Origin of the sequence: Mucilaginibacter flavidus (genome assembly GCF_024055575.1) — a bacterium.
In the GTDB taxonomy this organism is placed as follows: domain Bacteria; phylum Bacteroidota; class Bacteroidia; order Sphingobacteriales; family Sphingobacteriaceae; genus Mucilaginibacter; species Mucilaginibacter flavidus.
In genome coordinates, this window is record NZ_JAMXOE010000007.1 from 94,767 (window position 1) to 113,316 (window position 18,550).

General features: G+C 43.2%; 16 protein-coding genes. 12 read left to right on the forward strand and 4 right to left on the reverse strand.

Annotated features, from left to right (window positions below; translation table 11 throughout):
* Positions 1 to 56: 56 nt before the first annotated feature.
* Complete coding sequence (locus NAF19_RS12935) at positions 57 to 476, reverse strand: molybdenum cofactor biosynthesis protein MoaE (protein WP_256484286.1); 420 nt, start codon at positions 474 to 476, stop codon at positions 57 to 59.
* A 105-nt stretch (positions 477 to 581) separates the two neighbouring features.
* Positions 582 to 824, reverse strand: coding sequence for a MoaD/ThiS family protein (locus tag NAF19_RS12940; RefSeq protein WP_252790479.1), 243 nt, complete (start codon positions 822 to 824; stop codon positions 582 to 584).
* 156 nt (positions 825 to 980) lie between these two features.
* Between NAF19_RS12940 and fdhD the strand changes: the two genes are divergently transcribed.
* The 10 genes from fdhD (at position 981) to NAF19_RS12990 (ending at position 11,770) form a co-directional block, all read left to right on the forward strand.
* Positions 981 to 1,844, forward strand: a complete 864-nt coding sequence (fdhD, locus tag NAF19_RS12945) for a formate dehydrogenase accessory sulfurtransferase FdhD (protein WP_252790480.1) — start codon at positions 981 to 983, stop codon at positions 1,842 to 1,844.
* Entirely contained in the window at positions 1,828 to 2,184 is a 357-nt protein-coding gene (locus NAF19_RS12950) for a DUF7009 family protein (protein ID WP_252790481.1), read from the forward strand. Before fdhD ends, NAF19_RS12950 begins: the two co-directional genes overlap by 17 nt.
* Positions 2,181 to 4,505 (forward strand): FdhF/YdeP family oxidoreductase, encoded by a 2,325-nt coding sequence (locus NAF19_RS12955; RefSeq protein WP_252790482.1) that lies wholly within the window; start codon positions 2,181 to 2,183, stop codon positions 4,503 to 4,505. The genes NAF19_RS12950 and NAF19_RS12955 overlap by 4 nt, the downstream gene beginning before the upstream one ends.
* A gap of 32 nt (positions 4,506 to 4,537) precedes the next feature.
* Entirely contained in the window at positions 4,538 to 5,092 is a 555-nt protein-coding gene (locus tag NAF19_RS12960; protein ID WP_252790483.1) for a histidine phosphatase family protein, read from the forward strand.
* 150 nt (positions 5,093 to 5,242) lie between these two features.
* Positions 5,243 to 6,106, forward strand: a complete 864-nt coding sequence (locus tag NAF19_RS12965; protein ID WP_252790484.1) for a fumarylacetoacetate hydrolase family protein — start codon at positions 5,243 to 5,245, stop codon at positions 6,104 to 6,106.
* A gap of 7 nt (positions 6,107 to 6,113) precedes the next feature.
* A complete protein-coding gene (locus NAF19_RS12970; RefSeq protein WP_252790485.1) occupies positions 6,114 to 7,346 on the forward strand; it encodes a DUF6786 family protein in 1,233 nt (410 codons plus the stop codon).
* Positions 7,347 to 7,415: 69 nt separating this feature from the next.
* Positions 7,416 to 8,675 (forward strand): L-fucose:H+ symporter permease, encoded by a 1,260-nt coding sequence (gene fucP / locus NAF19_RS12975; RefSeq protein ID WP_252790486.1) that lies wholly within the window; start codon positions 7,416 to 7,418, stop codon positions 8,673 to 8,675.
* 230 nt (positions 8,676 to 8,905) lie between these two features.
* On the forward strand, positions 8,906 to 9,694 hold the full coding sequence (locus NAF19_RS12980) for an SDR family oxidoreductase (protein ID WP_252790487.1): 789 nt from the start codon (positions 8,906 to 8,908) through the stop codon (positions 9,692 to 9,694).
* A gap of 73 nt (positions 9,695 to 9,767) precedes the next feature.
* Entirely contained in the window at positions 9,768 to 10,598 is an 831-nt protein-coding gene (locus tag NAF19_RS12985; protein ID WP_252790488.1) for an amidohydrolase family protein, read from the forward strand.
* A 5-nt stretch (positions 10,599 to 10,603) separates the two neighbouring features.
* Positions 10,604 to 11,770: a glycoside hydrolase family 172 protein gene (locus NAF19_RS12990; protein ID WP_252790489.1), complete on the forward strand. Its 1,167-nt coding sequence runs from the start codon at positions 10,604 to 10,606 to the stop codon at positions 11,768 to 11,770.
* An 87-nt stretch (positions 11,771 to 11,857) separates the two neighbouring features.
* Here NAF19_RS12990 and NAF19_RS12995 read toward each other — a convergent pair whose 3' ends face one another.
* A complete protein-coding gene (locus NAF19_RS12995) occupies positions 11,858 to 13,090 on the reverse strand; it encodes a PDZ domain-containing protein (protein ID WP_252790490.1) in 1,233 nt (410 codons plus the stop codon).
* 481 nt (positions 13,091 to 13,571) lie between these two features.
* Between NAF19_RS12995 and NAF19_RS13000 the strand changes: the two genes are divergently transcribed.
* Entirely contained in the window at positions 13,572 to 14,927 is a 1,356-nt protein-coding gene (locus tag NAF19_RS13000) for a hypothetical protein (RefSeq protein WP_252790491.1), read from the forward strand.
* A gap of 56 nt (positions 14,928 to 14,983) precedes the next feature.
* Here NAF19_RS13000 and NAF19_RS13005 read toward each other — a convergent pair whose 3' ends face one another.
* Positions 14,984 to 17,116 (reverse strand): tetratricopeptide repeat protein, encoded by a 2,133-nt coding sequence (locus NAF19_RS13005; RefSeq protein ID WP_252790492.1) that lies wholly within the window; start codon positions 17,114 to 17,116, stop codon positions 14,984 to 14,986.
* 334 nt (positions 17,117 to 17,450) lie between these two features.
* Between NAF19_RS13005 and NAF19_RS13010 the strand changes: the two genes are divergently transcribed.
* Positions 17,451 to 18,539, forward strand: coding sequence for an aromatic ring-hydroxylating oxygenase subunit alpha (locus tag NAF19_RS13010; protein ID WP_252790493.1), 1,089 nt, complete (start codon positions 17,451 to 17,453; stop codon positions 18,537 to 18,539).
* The last annotated feature ends 11 nt before the right edge of the window (positions 18,540 to 18,550 follow it).

Below are 18,550 nucleotides of genomic sequence, written 5' to 3' on the forward strand. Positions count from 1 at the left end.
GATAAAACATTCGAAAGATTAAAAATCTTGTAAATCCTCAGCATCCTTAAATCGTGTTAAGGATGCGCTGCCACCCAAACTTCGCCATCTTCAAAAATTTCTTTTTTCCAGATAGGCACAGTTTGTTTCAGGGTATCTATAATGTAACGGCATGCATCAAATGCGGCAGCGCGATGTGCGGCTGATACCGCAATAACCACAGGCACCTCGCCAACGTCCAATACTCCGGTACGGTGATGTATCAACACCTTTTGCACCGGCCATTTTTCAAAAGCCTGGTTGGCGATTTTCTCCATCTCGGCAATGGCCATTGGCTCATAGGCCTCGAACTCCAGCCGGATTACGTTTTTGCCTTTGGTGGCGTTACGTACAGTGCCAATGAATACATCAATGCCGCCCGATTCCGGGGACATTATCCAATCGATGGGGGATTGGATGTTGAGGGGGGAAGAAAATATTTGGATGTTTGTGTTCAATTTATTTAAGCATTTGTCAGAACCATGATTTTCTTGATTTTAGGATTACCGCGATTGTGCAGCCGTAAATCATCAAGTAAATCTTTTAATCCTATAAATCATGGTTTACCCTCCACTCACCGGTGGAATTATCGCAATTTCATCCCGCTCATGCAAGTTATCGCCGGGTAAAGCATATTCATTATTTACCGCCACCATGTACGATGCAAGCTGCTTTAAGCGCGGGTATTGTTGCTCCAAAATGTATTTTAAATTATAAACTGTAGCGTCATTTGCCAGTTCCAAATTAACGGACGTGCCCCCGAATATATCCTTTGCAATGCCAAACGCCAGAATTTTAATGTTCATGCCTCAAAATTAGATGAAAATACTTAGAAATAATGCTCATTCGCATTGAAATATTTGAACTTACATTTAAAGCAAAACAATCTTAAATTGCATTGGTTTTTATAATATGCAAAGCGCTGAGTTTATCTCACGTCTCAAATGCAACATCTCAAATCTATGTCTTCGATAAAAAAGGTAACAGTTACAAAAGTAAACGATGCCGAAGGTGCTGCCGCAACCTTCGATGTCCTGGCCGTTGAGGAACCGCTTGAAATACGGCTTGCCTACACTTTAAACGGAGAGCCCAAAACCCAAAACGTATCGGTTACCATGCGCACGCCTGGCAACGATGCTGAACTGGCTGCGGGGTTTTTATTTACTGAGGGTATTGTGAAAAATGCTGGTGAGATTGCTGATGTTGATTATTGCTTTATCGCTTGTGCAGAAAACAAGGAGAACGTAATTCAGGTTAAACTGCGTGATGGTGTTGTTCCGGATTTGAAGAACGCAGAGCGCAATTTTTACACTACTTCCAGCTGCGGAGTTTGTGGCAAAGGTTCTATCAGCGCTATTCGTACAGTTGGCAATTTTGTTCAGCAGGACAATGATATTGCTGTAGATTCTGACCTGCTACACCAGCTACCGGCGATTTTACGGGCACAGCAAGCGGTTTTTGAAGAGACAGGCGGGTTACATGCCTCTGCGCTATTTAATTTGGATGGCGAACTGCTTCTGTTAAGCGAAGACGTCGGTCGTCACAACGCTTTGGATAAATTGATTGGTGCTGCTCTCCGGCAAGGACTACTACCTTTAAATAATCATATTTTACTGTTAAGCGGCCGAGCCAGTTTCGAGCTGGTACAAAAAGCTGTAATGGCAGGCATTAGGATTATCGCAGCAGTTGGTGCCCCATCAAGCCTGGCAGTTGAGCTGGCGGCAGAATTTGATATAACCTTAGCCGGTTTTTTACGCAACCGGCGTTTTAATATTTACACTGCGGCGCGCCGCATACTAACCCCTATACATGAAACTTCGAATTAAAAGTAATTCCATTAGATACCGGCTTACACAGTCGGACGTTGCTGCTTTGGTTAAAAACAGGCAGTTGGAAGATAGTGTGGATTTTGGCGTTAACAAGTTGCTTTATACACTGCAAATTGTTGATGACTACCAACTTTCGGCAACATTTAATAATAACACAATCACACTATTTATACCTGCAGGCATGCTAACCGAGCTGGTGGAAACAGATAAAGTAGGATTTGAAAATATAAGGCACCTGCCGCATTTGCTGGTCGAAAAAGATTTTACATGCCTGGATAATGTTGCCGAAGATCAAAGCGATAATTACCCCAATCCTTCAGCGACAAAAATATTATGAGCAGAAAGACAGATATACCGTCAGAACAAAATCCGGAAGAACTGCTGGATTTAAAAGTTACTAAGCCAAAATCATGGGCGGCAGGTATACCCGCTGTTACTGAGGCATTAGCTGATGTGCTTAAAGAAGCCGGGCCGGTTAGGGGAATGGAGGCGCTGTTCCACATGAACAAAAAGGGCGGTTTTGATTGTTCCAGCTGTGCGTGGCCCGACCCGGACGACGATCGCTCGCCCATAGCCGAATATTGCGAAAATGGCGCCAAAGCCCTGGCCGAAGAAGCCACCACCAAAAAGCTAACCGGCGAGTTTTTTGCTCAAAATTCTGTCGCCGATCTTGCTAAACTGAACGATTACGAAATCGGTAAAAAGGGGAGAATAGCCCAGCCGGTTTACCTGCCAAAAGGCGGCACGCATTATACACCAATCGGCTGGGACCTGGCCTTTAAAATAATCGCTGACCATTTAAATGCACTTGCATCGCCAAATGAAGCAACTTTTTACACATCGGGGCGCACAAGTAACGAGGCGTCATTTACCTATCAGCTTTTTGTAAGGGAGTTTGGTACCAATAACATGCCCGATTGCTCAAATATGTGCCACGAGTCTACCGGGGTGGCTTTGGCCGAGTCAATTGGGATCGGCAAAGGAACAGTAACTTTGAACGATTTTTACGATACGGATGTAATTATCATTATGGGTCAAAATCCCGGTACCAACCACCCGCGTATGCTTACGGCACTGCAAAAAGCAAAAGATAACGGCTCGAAAATAATTGCCATTAACCCCTTATTCGAAGCTGGACTGATGGGTTTTAAAAACCCTCAAACTGTTAAAGGCCTGATGGGTATTACCACTCAATTAGCCGATTTATACCTGCAGGTAAAAATAAACGGCGACATGGCGTTGTTAAAAGCGATCGAAAAATTGCTGTACGCAGCTGAATTGGAAAAACCCGGGACGGTTTTCGATCATCAGCATATTAAAAACAATACGGTTGGCTATACCGAATTTTTGCGCCACCTGGATAAATATAAAGTTGAGGATTTGGCTACTGCTGCTGGTGTGCCTGTAAGGCAGATACAGGAAGCAGCAGATATGCTTAAAAATAAAAGCCGGATAATTGTATGCTGGGCCATGGGCATTACACAGCATACTAACGGAGTGGCTACCATCAAAGAAATTGTGAACCTGGCAATGCTGAAGGGCAGTATTGGCAAGCCTGGCGCCGGGCTTTGCCCTGTGCGCGGCCACAGTAATGTGCAGGGAAACCGCACCATGCTGATTTATGATAAGCCTTTTGAAAAGCAATTGGATAAGCTGAAAGAAGTTTACGGGTTTGAGCCACCAAGGGAGCACGGCTACGATGTGGTGGAAACTATTAATGCTATGAACGAAGGCAAACTAAAGGTATTTTTTGCCATGGGCGGCAACTTTCTTTCGGCAACGCCGGATACCGCGTACACAGCCGAAGGTTTGCGAAAAATGAAACTGACCGTTAACGTATCAACCAAGTTAAATCGCGGTCATTTGGTACATGGCGAAGAATCAATCATACTGCCCACACTCGCGCGCAGTGATAAAGATGTGGTTGGCGGTGAAGTACAGTTTATTACCTGCGAAAACTCGATGGGGGTAATCCAAAGTTCAAAAGGCGTATTGAGCCCTATATCGGATAACCTGATGAGCGAGAATAAGATTGTTTGTGAACTGGCTAAGGTAACATTAGGGAGTAAGTCTGTTGTCAATTGGGATAGGTTTGCCAAAAGCTACGATGCTGTAAGGGATGATATTGAAAAGGTTATACCCGGTTTCGACGATTATAACGAACGTGTGCGCAAGCCCGGTGGGTTTTATTTGCCTAACGCAGCCCGCGAGGGTAAGTTCGAAACCAAGGAGTTCGGCAATAAAGTGCCTTTCACCATTTCGGAATTGCCCGACCATAAACTGGCCGTTGATGAATATATAATGACCACCATCCGCAGCCACGACCAGTTTAATACTACCATTTACGGGCTCAACGACCGTTACCGGGGCATTCACAATGAACGCCGGATAATATTCATGAACCGCAACGATATTCAAAAGGCGGGCTTTAAGGAAGGGGAGAAAGTAGATTTGTTTAACTATCACGGTGACAAGGAAAGGGTAGCACGCTTATTTGTAATCATACCTTACAATATCCCCGAGGGCAATACGGCCACATATTACCCCGAAACAAATGTTTTGGTGCCTATTGATAGCGTCGCCGAAAAAAGCAATACACCAACATCAAAACTGGTTATTATAAAGATAAAAAAACACGTGCCGCAAAACTTAAATTAACAACGGGCGTTGTCAACACACATCTATATTATATGAAAAACTTTTTTTTAGCGCTGGCAGTAATTATTACTATCAGCAGTTGTTCCGGGGCCAATGCCCAACAAGCAGGAAATGTAAAAATTATTTTTGTTCGCCACGGCGAAAAAGAAGCTACCGGCGATAATTTAAATTGCCAGGGCTTAAACCGTGCCATGGAACTGCCAAAGGTTTTAGTAGGCAAATTCGGTACGCCGGCAAAGGTTTTTGTACCTGCTGTTAACTCAAAAAAATCAACGGGACATGCCAGGATGTTTCAAACCGCAAGCCCGCTGGCCATAAAGTATGGCCTGAAAATAAATAGTCAATTTGATGTGGAAGATTACCCCGGTCTTGCAGCTGGCCTCGAGTCTCAATCAGGCACTGTAGTGGTTATATGGGAGCACAAAGCTATGGACAATATTTTAAAGGCCCTGGGCGTAAAAATGCACGGCACCAAATGGGGCAATGATGATTTCGACAGCATTTGGATTGTAACCATAAAAAACGGAAAAGCTGATTTAACGATGGATAAAGAAGGGCTGCATCCGGCGGGTGGGTGTGCGTTTTGATGTTCCCGTGGATATGCGCAGGGCAATACCCCGCGCATATCCGCGGAAAATAATGTAACAAACCAATTACCTGCCAACTGCCTACTCACAACTGCCAACTTTCCTCACCCCATCATACACATTTAAAGAAAATTTTCTTTAAACTTGGTCATGAAATTGTACAACACAATTAAGGGCATACTGCTTGAACATGACGAAGGTGCGTTTATAATCGATGAACCGTGGGACACCCTGGTAAACAGAGATAAACTCGAAAAGTATCTGTCAACCAAAACAAAAAACGCGAAACAATTATCCGCTGCTGAAAAAGCACAATGGCTAACCAATGAAGCAATTTTGCCGCCAATAAGCCGGCAGGAGGTTTGGGCAGCGGGAGTCACGTATTTAAAAAGTCGTGATGCACGTATGGAAGAGTCGCAGGGTTCGGGTGCGGCAAGTTTGTACGATATGGTTTACGATGCACAGCGGCCGGAGCTCTTTTTTAAAGCAGCAGCCTCGCGTGTGGCCGGACATGGACAACAGGTTTATATCCGAAAAGATTCTGCCTGGAACGTACCTGAGCCGGAGCTTACTTTGTTCATTAATTCAAAAGGCAACATACAAGGATATGCTGTTGGTAACGATATGAGCAGCAGGAGCATTGAGGGTGAAAATGCGCTTTACCTGCCCCAGGCAAAAATCTATGAAAAAAGTGCAGCAATCGGCCCATGCCTGTTTGTGAGTTCAGAACATATCGGTGGCGAAACCGCTATCAAGCTTAATATCAAGCGTAATGGTGATGTAATTTATAACGATGAAACTACTGTATCACGCATAAAACGAACGTTTGACGAACTGGTGGGCTATTTATATGCGGAGTGCGATTTTGCCTACGGATGCTACCTTATGACCGGTACCTGCCTGGTGCCGCCCGGTGAATTTACGTTGCAGGTTGAAGATGAGGTGGAAATTTCGATCGATAAAATTGGTACACTTGTAAATACTATCGCCCTTAATCCCAAACATAAATCCTGAATTTAATATGAGCGTTGTAAAGTATTCATCCATTATGCTGGCTGCGTTGTGCTTAACTGCCTGTCAGCAAAATAAAGCCCCGGAACAAAAACAGGCTGAAAGCCCTTATGCGAAAGGAACATTTGGCTATGATCTGGACTTTTTAAAGAAAAAGGACAGCGTCATCGTTTTAAACAGTAAAGACGGGAGCGGGCAAATCATCGTTTCGCCAAAATACCAGGGCAAGGTATTCACCTCAACTGCCGACGGCGCCAATGGTAAAAGCTTTGGATGGATAAACTATAAAACGTTCGACCAGCCAAAACTTGATGAGCACATGAATGCCTACGGAGGTGAGGACAGATTATGGCTTGGCCCGGAAGGTGGTAAGTTTTCATTGTTTTTTAAACCTGGCACCAAAATGGAGTTTGCTAACTGGCACACCCCGGCAGCTGTTGATAACGAGAGCTGGAAGCTGGTATCGCATACCGATAAAAAAGCTTCGCTCAGCAAATCGGCATCGCTGCTTAATTACGCGGGCACCACGCTTAGCCTTTTAATAAACCGCGATATTGAGATGCTGGAGGCAGCAGATGTAAAGAAAACGCTGGGTATCGATGTAGATAGTAAGGTAAAATCGGTGGCCTTTCATACCACTACGACGCTGACAAATACGGGTGATAAAGCCTGGGACAAACAAACCGGTGCGCCTTGCATCTGGAATTTGGATATGTTTTCGCCGTCATCAAAAACAATTACGGTGGTGCCTTATAATGATGGCCCGGGAAAAATTGCCACAACCGACTATTTTGGCGAGATACCCAAAGAAAGGATTAAAATGAACAACGGCATCTTGTTATTTAAAGCTGATGGAAAGTCGCGAGGTAAACTTGGAATGCAGGCCGCCAGGGCTAAAACCATGGCGGGTAATTACGATGGTGAGAATAATGTGCTGACCATAGTGGTATTTGACACCGACCCGAAAGCAACCTACCTTAACCAGGAATGGCGCACAGATCGTGACCCATTTGTAGGCGATGCCGTTAATGCCTACAACGATGGCCCGCTGACCGATAAAACGCAGATGGGGCCGTTCTTTGAGTTGGAAAGCGTATCGTCGGCAGCATTTTTAAAGCCAAATGAAAAGTTATCACACAATCACAGCGTGTTTCATTTTACAGGGGATAAGGAAGAATTAAATACAATCGCCTTAAAAACTTTAGGAATTTCGCTGCAGGATATACAAGCTGCGTTTAAATAATTATATTCAGCCTTTTGAAGCTGAACGCTCTTTACAGAACCAATTATTAACCGATTTTAAACCTATTTCATGTCAAAAGACCAAAAGTTTATTGCACTGGCTTTAGTTACGTCCCTGTTTTTTATTTGGGGATTTGCACTGAACCTTAATCCAATATTAATTGCGCACTTAAAAAAAGCCTGCCAGCTAACCGATTTTCAATCGTCGTTTGTTGATTCCGCGTCTTATTTCGCGTACTTCCTTTTGCCAATACCGGCCGCAATGTTTATGTATAAATATGGTTATAAGGGTGGGATATTGCTTGGTCTGGTGCTTTTTGCCACAGGGGCCATCTTATTCTTTCCGGCTGCTGCAGTCAGAAGTTACCCCTTCTTTCTATTTTCGTTATTCATTATTTTCAGCGGGGCTGCTTTTTTAGAGACCGCTGCAAATCCCTATATAACTGTGTTGGGTGACCCGGCTACGGCCACGTGGAGAATAAACTTCGCACAATCATTTAACGGTCTTGCTGCCGTCCTTGGCCCGTTGGCTGGGGGAGTCTTCATTTTATCAGGTAAAACTTTAACCAAGGCTGAGGAGGCGGCGATGACGTCGGGCCAATTGAATGTTTACCTTAACAAGGAGGCATCCTCTGTTCAAATTCCTTATCTAATAATCGGGTTGGTTGTTTTGGTGGTTGCGTTCTTAATTTTTAAGACATCGATGCCAGAAATTGTAGAGGAGGAGGAAAAGGGTTCGTTGTTAAAAAAAATAGGCGCTTTGTTGAGGATAAGCAACTTACGGAAAGGTATCATTGCCCAATTTTTTTATGTGGGCGCACAGGCGGGGCTATTAGGCTTTTTCATCAGGTACAGCGAACGAATTGCGGGCCTGGATGAGAAACCCGCTTCGTTTTATTTAACTGCCGCTACGTTTTGCTTTATGCTGGGGCGGTTTAGCGGCTCATACCTTATGAAATTTATAAACCCGGTAAAATTGCTGGCATTTTATTGCGTGATAAACGTATTGCTGCTTGTAACAATTTTTTTCCTTCACGGTAAGTTCACGGTTTTTGCTTTGATGGGCGTTACATTCTTTATGTCGATCATGTTCCCAACGGTGTTCTCCCTGAGCATCAGGGGGCTTGGTTCACGAACAAAGCTGGGGTCGTCATTGGTAATAATGGGAATAGTAGGAGGGGCCACAATCCCGCCGATAATGGGTTTGATATCTGACTTGAGCAACATCAGATTTGCATACCTGGTGCCAATTGTAAGTTTCGTTTATATATTTTATTTTGCCCGGCGGAATTTGAATGTGAAAAATGTAGAAATGGTTGCGGGGCATTAAATTTTTTGGTTGACGTTTTTACAATGCGCCGTAGGTGCAAAATGTCGGTAGAAAACCAATTTTAAATGGTTTGGCGTGCCGTTAGGTACGCAACGTCGGCGAGGTTCCGTACCTACGGCACGGATTGGGTGACATTTTCTTTCTACCGACCTTTGACCCCGATGGGGTCAGGTAGCTGCACACGAGCACCGGAAGGTAAAAGAAATAAATTACATTTCTAATTTAACATTATGGATTTAGGACTAAAAAATAAGGTAATAGTAGTAACGGGCGGTGCAAAAGGCATTGGTGCAGGCATAGTAAAAGTATTGGCTGCCGAAGGCGCCATACCCGTTATAGTAGGCAGAAGTGAAGTGGATAATTTGATAACTGTAAAAGAGGTTGAAGCAGCGGGCAGACAAGTCCATCATGTAGTGGCCGAGCTTACCGATCCGGCTGCCTGCGAAAACGCAATAAATAAAGTTCTGCAACAATTTGGCCGTATCGAAGGTCTTGTTAACAATGCAGGGGTAAATGACGGTGTTGGGCTTGAGCATGGAAATTACGAAAAGTTTATGGCATCGCTGCATAAAAACGTGGTTCATTACTATTTGATGGCTCATTTTGCTTTACCTGCCTTGAAAAAATCGAAAGGGGCCATATTGAATATAACTTCAAAGACTGCTGCCACAGGGCAGGGAAATACATCTGGGTATGCTGCCGCAAATGGCGGACGCAACGCCCTGACACGTGAGTGGGCGGTTGAATTGCTTAAATATGGCATCAGGGTAAATGCTATTGTAGTTGCCGAATGCTGGACACCGTTATATGAAAACTGGATAAACACTTTGCCCGACCCAATAGCAAAACGCAAGGATATTGAATCCAAAATCCCGTTGGAAAATAGGATGACCACTGCCGAAGAAATAGCCAATACAACCGCATTTTTATTATCAGAACGATCGAGCCATACCACCGGTCAGTTGATTTATGTGGATGGCGGGTATGTGCATTTAGACAGGGCGCTGGCTAATGCGTAACGATAAATAATATAAATAGCGATGGGCTTTAAGTCAATCGCTATAATGAATAACCGTAAACTGATTTATACCATTGAGAATAGACTCCCATCAACATTTTTGGAAATTTGACCCGGTAAGAGATGCATGGATTAACGAACCTATGGCCGCTATACAGCGCGATTTCTATCCGGAAGACCTTAGCCCAATCTTAAAAACACACAGTATAGACGGTTGTGTAGCTGTACAGGCCGACCAATCGGAAACCGAAACTAATTTTTTGCTCGGTCTTGCCGAAAATAACGATTTTATAAAAGGCGTAGTAGGCTGGGTTGATTTTATGGACCCGCATGTGCGTGAACGAATCGCACATTACAGTGAAAATAAAAAGCTGAAAGGGATGCGCCATGTATTGCAGGGTGAGCCTGACAGGGCCTACATGCTTAATCCGCAATTTATGAAAGGCATCGCCGCCCTTAAAAATTACGATTTGGCTTATGATATCCTCATCTTCCCCGACCAGTTGGGCTACACCAACCAGTTTGTAAAAAATATCTCCGGCGTCCGTTTTGTTATCGACCACATTGCAAAGCCTGATATTAAAAACCAAAATATCGAAAAATGGGCCAACAACATGAAAATTATCGCACAGCATGAAAATGCCTCGTGCAAAATATCGGGTATGGTGACCGAGGCCGACTGGCAAAACTGGCAGCAAAGTGATTTTGAGCCGTACCTTGATGTGATATTTGAGGCATTTGGCGCTAACCGTGTAATGTTTGGCTCTGATTGGCCGGTTTGTAATGTGGCGGGCGGGTATGATAAAATGATATCGATAGTCGAAAGCTATGTTTCCAAACTATCAGACAGTGAGCAGGCCCGTTTTTGGGGACTTAACGCAATTGAATTTTATAAACTTAATTAATGATAATGATGAAAAAGTCAGCTTTAATTGTTTTGATGGGTGCTTTTGTATGTTTCTCAGCCGCGGCACAGGAAAAGTTTAATGGACTGGGTGTAAACATGGGAAACCTTTACCGCATGTCGGATGCGAAGACCCGCTCTATTAGCCCGGAGAATTTTAATGGTGAAAAAGGCAAAGGCGGCATGGCTACTACAGGTACAGGTGCGGGGCCGTCACGGGAGTTGGGCCAGGGCTGGAAAGTTAGTCCCAGCGTTGTGATAAAAAAACACACTACGTACACCGTTGCAGAAATAAATGAATCAGGGGCCATACAGCATATATGGATGACGCCTACGGGCAACTGGCGCTACTCCATCATCCGTTTTTATTGGGACGATGAAACCACGCCATCAGTAGAAACGCCGGTTGGCGACTTTTTCTGTATGGGCTGGGGCAGGTATGCCGCGGTAACTTCACTGGCTGTAGTGGTGAACCCGGGCAGCGGGCTAAATTGTTACTGGCCAATGCCTTTTCGCAAAAAATGCCGCATAACAATGGAGAATATTGCTGATGAAGATATGGTGCTGTACTACCAGGTTGATTATACCCTTACCGATGTGCCTAAAGATGCGGGCTATTTCCACGCACAGTTCCGCCGGGTAAATCCTTTGCCGTTTAAGCAGGACTATACAATAGTTGACGGAATTACCGGCAAAGGACAGTATGTGGGTACATACCTTGCTTATGGCTCAAATAAAAACGGCTGGTGGGGCGAAGGCGAAATAAAATTCTTTATGGATGGCGATACCAAATTCCCAACAATTGCGGGCACTGGTACCGAAGATTATTTTAACGGTGCCTATGATTTCGACAGCCAGCATAAAAAGGCTGATGGGGCTGAAACCAGCCAATACACCGAGTTTAGCGGTCCTTACACCGGCTTGCCACAGGTATTACGCGGCGATGGCCATTATGACATAGCACAACGCTTTGGCCTTTATCGCTGGCATATTGCCGACCCGGTACGTTTTGAAAAAGATTTGAAAGTTACCCTGCAGGATTTAGGCTGGCACCACGATGGTCGTTATATGCCCTTACAGGATGATTTAGCAACCGTAGCCTTCTGGTACCAAAGTGAACCGCACGGTGTTTTCCCGGTGTTCCCGTCGAAGGATGTGCTTGAGGTAAACTAAGATTTTTAAGATTAATTGGATTAAAGGATTTACATGTTGTATAGAGTTTTAAACATCGTGTAAATCCTAAAGTCCTTTAATCCCGGTTCAGATCCTTCTCTTCAACGTTATAATCACGTTATCATACTTTTTGTCATGATAAACCTCTAATAGCAAACTGCGGTCATCCTGCGATTTAAAAAGATTGTCAACCTCTTCCAGGCTCATATTGGCAATCAGTTTAAAGTTTATCGAAACAATTTCATCGTCTTTTTCAAGGCCAACTTTATCTGCAGCGGAGCCAGGCTCTACACGGCTGATGATTATCCGCCTGAAGCCATCACCATCGGCATAATATTCCAGGCCGCTCATATCCTGTTCAAAAGGCGCTTTAAAACTGGGGCCTGGCTTAAGGTACATGGCGCCACCTGCATAGTCAAACACTATAGTAAATTTTTTAATTAGTCCAATACCCAGGTTACCGTCCCGTTTTATGTTGATGTATTTTCTTAACGAATCGTCTTGCGGAAAAGAAGAAATGATATCCTTTATTTTGTATTTGCCCATCGCAATTTCGTTCACCCGGCTGATGTACCCATTTATCGGGCCGCTAAAGCCGACCCCCAGGTTTGCATGGATACATTTTTTGGTCAACTCTGTTTTGTCGGAAACATTTTCGAGCGAAAGTGGATGACCGGCACCAAGGTCGACAATAAGCTTACTCCTTTTAATTTCGCCGCTGGGCATCACAATATTTGTTTCAAAATATGGCTTGTGATCTTCTATGGTTATTGGCACCCGTTCACCTTTTGCAAATCGTTTAGTCTCGCTGGGGCGGTATACGGTGAGGGTTGAATCGCCAAAATTTACCTTTACGGCCAGGTTATTGAAAAATTCATAACCCAATAATCCGTGTATAGGCATTCCAGCGTAATTTGACAAGCCAAACTGGTCTTTTTTTAATATCGCGGCATTAACCCCATAGCTGGTAAGGCCGGGTATACCAATATTTAAAACAGACGATGCATACGCCTCGTACGATTCGTTTTCGCCAAAACCACGGAGCTTAAGAATGCGCCTTGATGACATATCAAGCGAGTCGATCAACAACGGATCGGTAATAATCATCAGGCCGACGCCCGTATCCATCACAAAATTATAGGGGCCCTTGTTATTGATCCGCAATTTGATAATAATCATATTACGTACCAGCCTGAACGGTATAGTTACTTTATTGCGGTTGCTATTTAAATCGAATGACTGGGAGTAGGCTGTGGTGAAAATAAAGCAATTTAAATACAACAGCCACATCATAAACCGGTGTGTATTTTTACTAAACATAACAAAAAAATTAATGTACGTTAAACACTGCCGGGTTTTGCGCCGGCTAATATAAAAGCACAGCCACCCAGGCTGGCTTCTTTAAATGTATCTGTAATATAGGCGCTTATGGGCGCTTGTTTTATAATTGGTGGAATTTCTATTAAAATTACGAATAAAAATATTAGTATTCCAAAGTAAATATGCAAGCCAATTTTGCCTGCTAATCAGTACCGGGAGCCAAGAACAAGAAGTAAAGCAATTAGCCAGCTGCTTGGTGTCATTACAGTTATAATCTCCCGGCGCTTATCTTCACCGGATGATTATCGCTCATTTCTTTTTGATTCATGATTCTTAGCTCCCGAATCTGATTTATTGTATAAATTTATGCAGATATTGATTCGAAAGCTATTCAGGGCTTATACAAGTTTGTACAAGTTTGTACAAGCCCAGCTATTCGGCAGGATGTGGTATTTTTGTCTTACTATACAGGATATTGACTATGCATAACGACGAGTTTTACATCGAAAAAGCCAAAAAGTTATTTGAAATAAATACCGGTTGGGGCGATAGCGGCGAATGGACAAACCAGGATTTCGTAATATTGAGTGAGAAAATACAGGAAAAAACCAATGTAGCATTAAGCCATGTAACACTTAAACGTGTTTGGGGGAAAGTGAAATATGAAAGTCTTCCTAATACCCATACTCTTGACACGCTTGTACAGTTTTTAGGTTATGAAAACTGGCGCAGCTTTAAATCGCAAAACGGAAATGGCGTGGTACCTGCGCAGCCGATAATCCAGCCTGCCGCAATTATTCCGGCGATTGAGGCGAAAATTTCAGCTACACAAAAAAGGCCAATTGTTGTTAAATTTGCATTATTCGGTGTTTGCGTTATAGCCGTAATTGTGTCGGTGTTTTCTGTAAAGAAAAAGCCGCCAGTAATTAACAACGGCGATTATAAATTCAGCAGTAGAACAGTAGTAACGGCCGGGCTGCCTAACTCTGTGATTTTTAACTACGATGCCACCAAGTCGCCCTATGATTCAGTTGTGATCCAGCAATCGTGGGACAAACACCGGCAGGATAGGGTATCAAAAGACGACCACCAGCATACCTCAATTTACTATTATCCCGATTACTATAAAGCCAGGCTCATTGTAGGCGGAAAATCGGTAAGCGTGCACAAACTATTGATAAGATCAAACGGCTGGTTGCCGATGGTAACGCAATTGCCGGTGCCGGTATATTTTACAAAGGAAGAGGCTATTGTAAACGGTAAAATGACTATGCCGATTGAAAAAATCCAGGCAAAAAATATAAAACTGCAGCCTGTTCCGCTTGATATGTTGTATGGTAACGTGCGCGATTTTGGTGAGATCTACAGCGATAATTTCACCTTTGAAACGTCCGTTAAAAACGACTACAGGGAAGGGGCGGCAATATGTCAATTAAGCAAAATCTACATCCTGTGCGAGGGCACGGCTATTTATATTCCTCTATGCAGTAAAGGCTGCATATCCTCGCTCGATTTATTGTTTACCAATTACTATACGTCAGGAAAGCAAAATGACCTGTCGGTATTCGGGGTTGACTTTAATTCGTTTGTAAAAGTGAAGATTGAAACGGTTGACCATAAGGCCAAAATATTTTTAAACGACAAATTGGTTTACAGTATAAACCAGGATATAGTTAAATCAAAAATAATCGGGTTTGCTTTTGCCTTCCAGGGCACAGGATCGGTTGATTACGTCAAACTATCCAACGGTAAAGTAAATTATCGGGATGACTTTAACGATACATCAGGAGGAACGCTGACTCAAGATTCAAGCGCCAAGAGTCAAGAATCAAGATAGGAAATCGCAATTTAGCAATAAGCTAATTCCTGACTCTTGGTTCTTGTCTCTCTTTTTTACTTACAAAGTTTTCGTTGTTCTTCAACCGCTTCTTTCGAGCCAAGTTCAATGGCCTTGTTTAAGTCCTGGCAGCCGCTTTTGTCGTTTTCCTGTAGTTTGGCAACTCCGCGGCTAAGCCATACATCGTAGTTGCGCGGGTTTAGTTCAATCGCAGTTGCAAAATCTTTCAGGCCGCCATCATAGTCGCGCAAAAACATTTTGGCTTTTGCCCGCTGTACAAAGTTTATTTCGTCTTTAGGGCTAAGCTTTATTGCCTGTTTAAAATCGGCATTCATGGCTACCGTATCTTTCATATGCGCTTCGGCCAGGCCGCGGTAAGCATAAGTTTTAATGTTGTCGGGGTTTATCAATAATACACTGATGTAATCATAAGCTGCACCTTCGTAGTTCTTCTGGATCATTTTCAAATTACCACGAATAAAATACGCATCGTCGTTATTCTGATCTTTTTCAAGAGCTTTGCTTATGTCGGTTGTAGCACCATCGTAATCTTTAAGCATCATTTTCAGGTTAGCCCTGCTGCTGTAAGCTTGTGATATGGCGTTTGAGTCAACGGCTATTGCGCGGTCAAAATCAATTAATGCGCCCCTGGTATCACCTGTACCGGCCATTGCGGTGCCCCGTAAAACCAGTATTTTACCATTCTTGGTATACGGAGTAACTGTTTTGTTAAATAGAAGCAAGGCCTCATTATACTGCCTGTCGTCAATCAATATTTTACCAAGCCTTATATAAGCCTGTTGGTTTTTAGGATCAAGCTCAACTTCTTTTTTAAAGTCGGCAATTGCGCCGGGTTTATCGCCCATACGACTTTTGGCTATACCACGGTTAAAATAGGCATCAGCATTTGACGGTGCCATATTGATTGCGGTTGTGAAATCGGCTATGGCGCCGGGATAATCGACCAGCATTATTTTCATCTCGCCGCGACCAAAATAGCCTTCTGTACTTTTTGGATTCAGGCGAATCGCTGAGTCATAATCAGCCAGTGCACCAGTTGTGTCCTGTAAGCCACGTTTTGCCTTGGCACGGGTTATATAAGCATAACCATCAGGATTTTTAGCATAATTAACAGCATTGTTTGCGTCATCAAGCGCGCCGTGGTAATCTTTTTGATCTATTTTTAAATCGGCACGGTTTTGAAATGCTTCTGCCAGGTGGGCATCAAGTTCAATGGATTTGTTATAATCGGCCGTAGCAGCATCTTTGTTATCGCTTTTGCTTTCTGATATGCCGCGATATAAATATAACTCAGGATTTTGCGGGTCAAGTGTTATTGCTTTATTAAAATAGTCGATGGCTGCTTTATTATCCGAGCTGTTGCTGATGGCTTTAGCCAGGTAATAATACAGGTTATGCAGGCCGGGGTTCATCTGGCTTGCTTTTTTGTAATCCTCAATAGCGCCTTTATAGTCGCGCAGGTTTGTTTTTACATTGCCGCGGTAAAATACTGCCTCGGCATTGTTGGGGTTCATCCGCAACGTAGTATTGTAATCGGCAACGGCGCCGTTATAATCCCCGATTGTACCTTTTGAATTTGCACGATAGTAGTAAACGTCGGCATTGTTGGGATTGAGCCTTATGGCAACATCGTAATCCTGTATAGCCCCTTTGCTGTCATTTATATTTGATTTAGCTACGCCACGGTACTCGTATAACTCAGCATTGTTGGGTGTAAGGTCAATTGCTTTTGTAAAGTCTTCAATGGCACCTACATAGTCGGCGGAGTTCAAGCGCGCGTTTGCGCGATAGTGGAACATATCGGAATTACGTAAGCCTAAGTCGATAGCTTTGGTATAATCATCAATAGCGCTTTTGTAGGCTTTAATATTACCGTTAGCATTTGCGCGGTAGTAATAGGCGTTTGCATTGCCTGGATCGATAGTTACAACCTTTGTATAGTCGTTAACTGCGTCGTCATATTGCTGGCTGTTACTATATGCATTTCCGCGATACAGGTAGGCTTTTACATTATTTCCATTAAGCTCAATAGCTTTGGTAAATTCAGGAATTGCTGCCTTATAGTTTTTTTGTGACGACAGGTCGTTTGCCATTTTCAGATGCTGGTCTGAGGTTTGGGCAAGGGCCAGGTAAGGTATAAATGAAATGATAACTAAAAGTCTTTTCATAATTGTGTTACATCAAATTGGCAATAAACAAGCCAAACATGGTTTTTGATTTAGACTGAATGATAAAACGTTTCCTGTATAAGGTATTTTAATGCCAGTTGTATACTTAAATATCTCCGAAAATTAAACCTACAAGCAAAAATACAACCAAATGTGTAATTTTTGCCCCTGAAATCGTCCGGTGCTGTAATACGCAAATTGGCTGCAAATGGTTATAGTTTTATGAATAGGGGATTAGTTGCTCACTTTGGGGATTTAAAATCCCTGCTTAATTTTAAATGGTTTAGGTAGATTGGGGTTGATTTCCTAATTTACCCGCCGAAACCAAATGACTATGACCAAATATTTTGTCGACCCGGATATTGCAAAAGCTAAAACATTGCATGCTGATTTCTACACAGATGGCGACGTTTTTGAGCAATGCAAAGAAAAAATATTTGCCCCGTCGTGGCAGTTTATTGGCGATGAAGACCTGGTTAAGGAAAAAGGGGACGTGCATCCGTTTTTACTTTTAGAAAACTACCTTAATGAACCCTTACTAATAGCCCGGGATAAAAACGGCGATGTAAACGTATTATCAAATGTTTGCACACATCGCGGGAATTTAGTGGCCGATAAGGCTTGCAAGGTTAATAACCTGCGCTGCCGCTACCACGGGCGTATGTTTAACCTTGAGGGCAGTTTTATTTCGATGCCCGAATTTAAGGAGGTGGAAAATTTTCCGACCGGGGATGACAACCTGACGAAACTGAACGTTTTTAAATGGAGCAATTGGTTATTTACATCACTGGATGCTAAATATCCACCCGACCTCTTTTTCCGGGATATGATGGAAAGGGTAAGCTGGATGCCGCTGGAGGATTTTAAATGTGAACCTTCATTATCGCGCGTGTTTAATGTAAAGGCCAACTGGGCATTATATTGCGAAAATTATCTTGAAGGCTTCCATATACCTTTTGTGCATGCAGGCTTAAATGCTGTTATCGATTTCGGTGAATATGCTACCGAATTGTTTTTTCCTTATTCCAGTCTTCAATTGGGCTTAGCTAAAACCGATAAGGATTGTTTTAATTTACCCGAATCATCGCCTGATTATGGAAAAAATGTGGCGGCCTATTATTTCTGGGTGTTTCCAAATATGATGTTTAATTTTTATCCATGGGGATTATCAATCAACGTAGTTGAACCCGTTTCCGTTGGTGAATGCCGGGTGAAGTTTTTCTCGTATGTGTGGGATACTTCAAAGCTCGATAAAGGGGCAGGTGCAGGTCTGGATAAAGTGGAGCAGGAAGATGAGGAAATTGTGGAGAACGTTCAAAAGGGCGTGCGTTCAAGATTTTACCAGCAGGGGCGGTACTCGGTAACCCGTGAACAAGGCACCCATCATTTTCACCGTATACTAGCCGAGTTTATGAATAAGTAATACACGTTTCT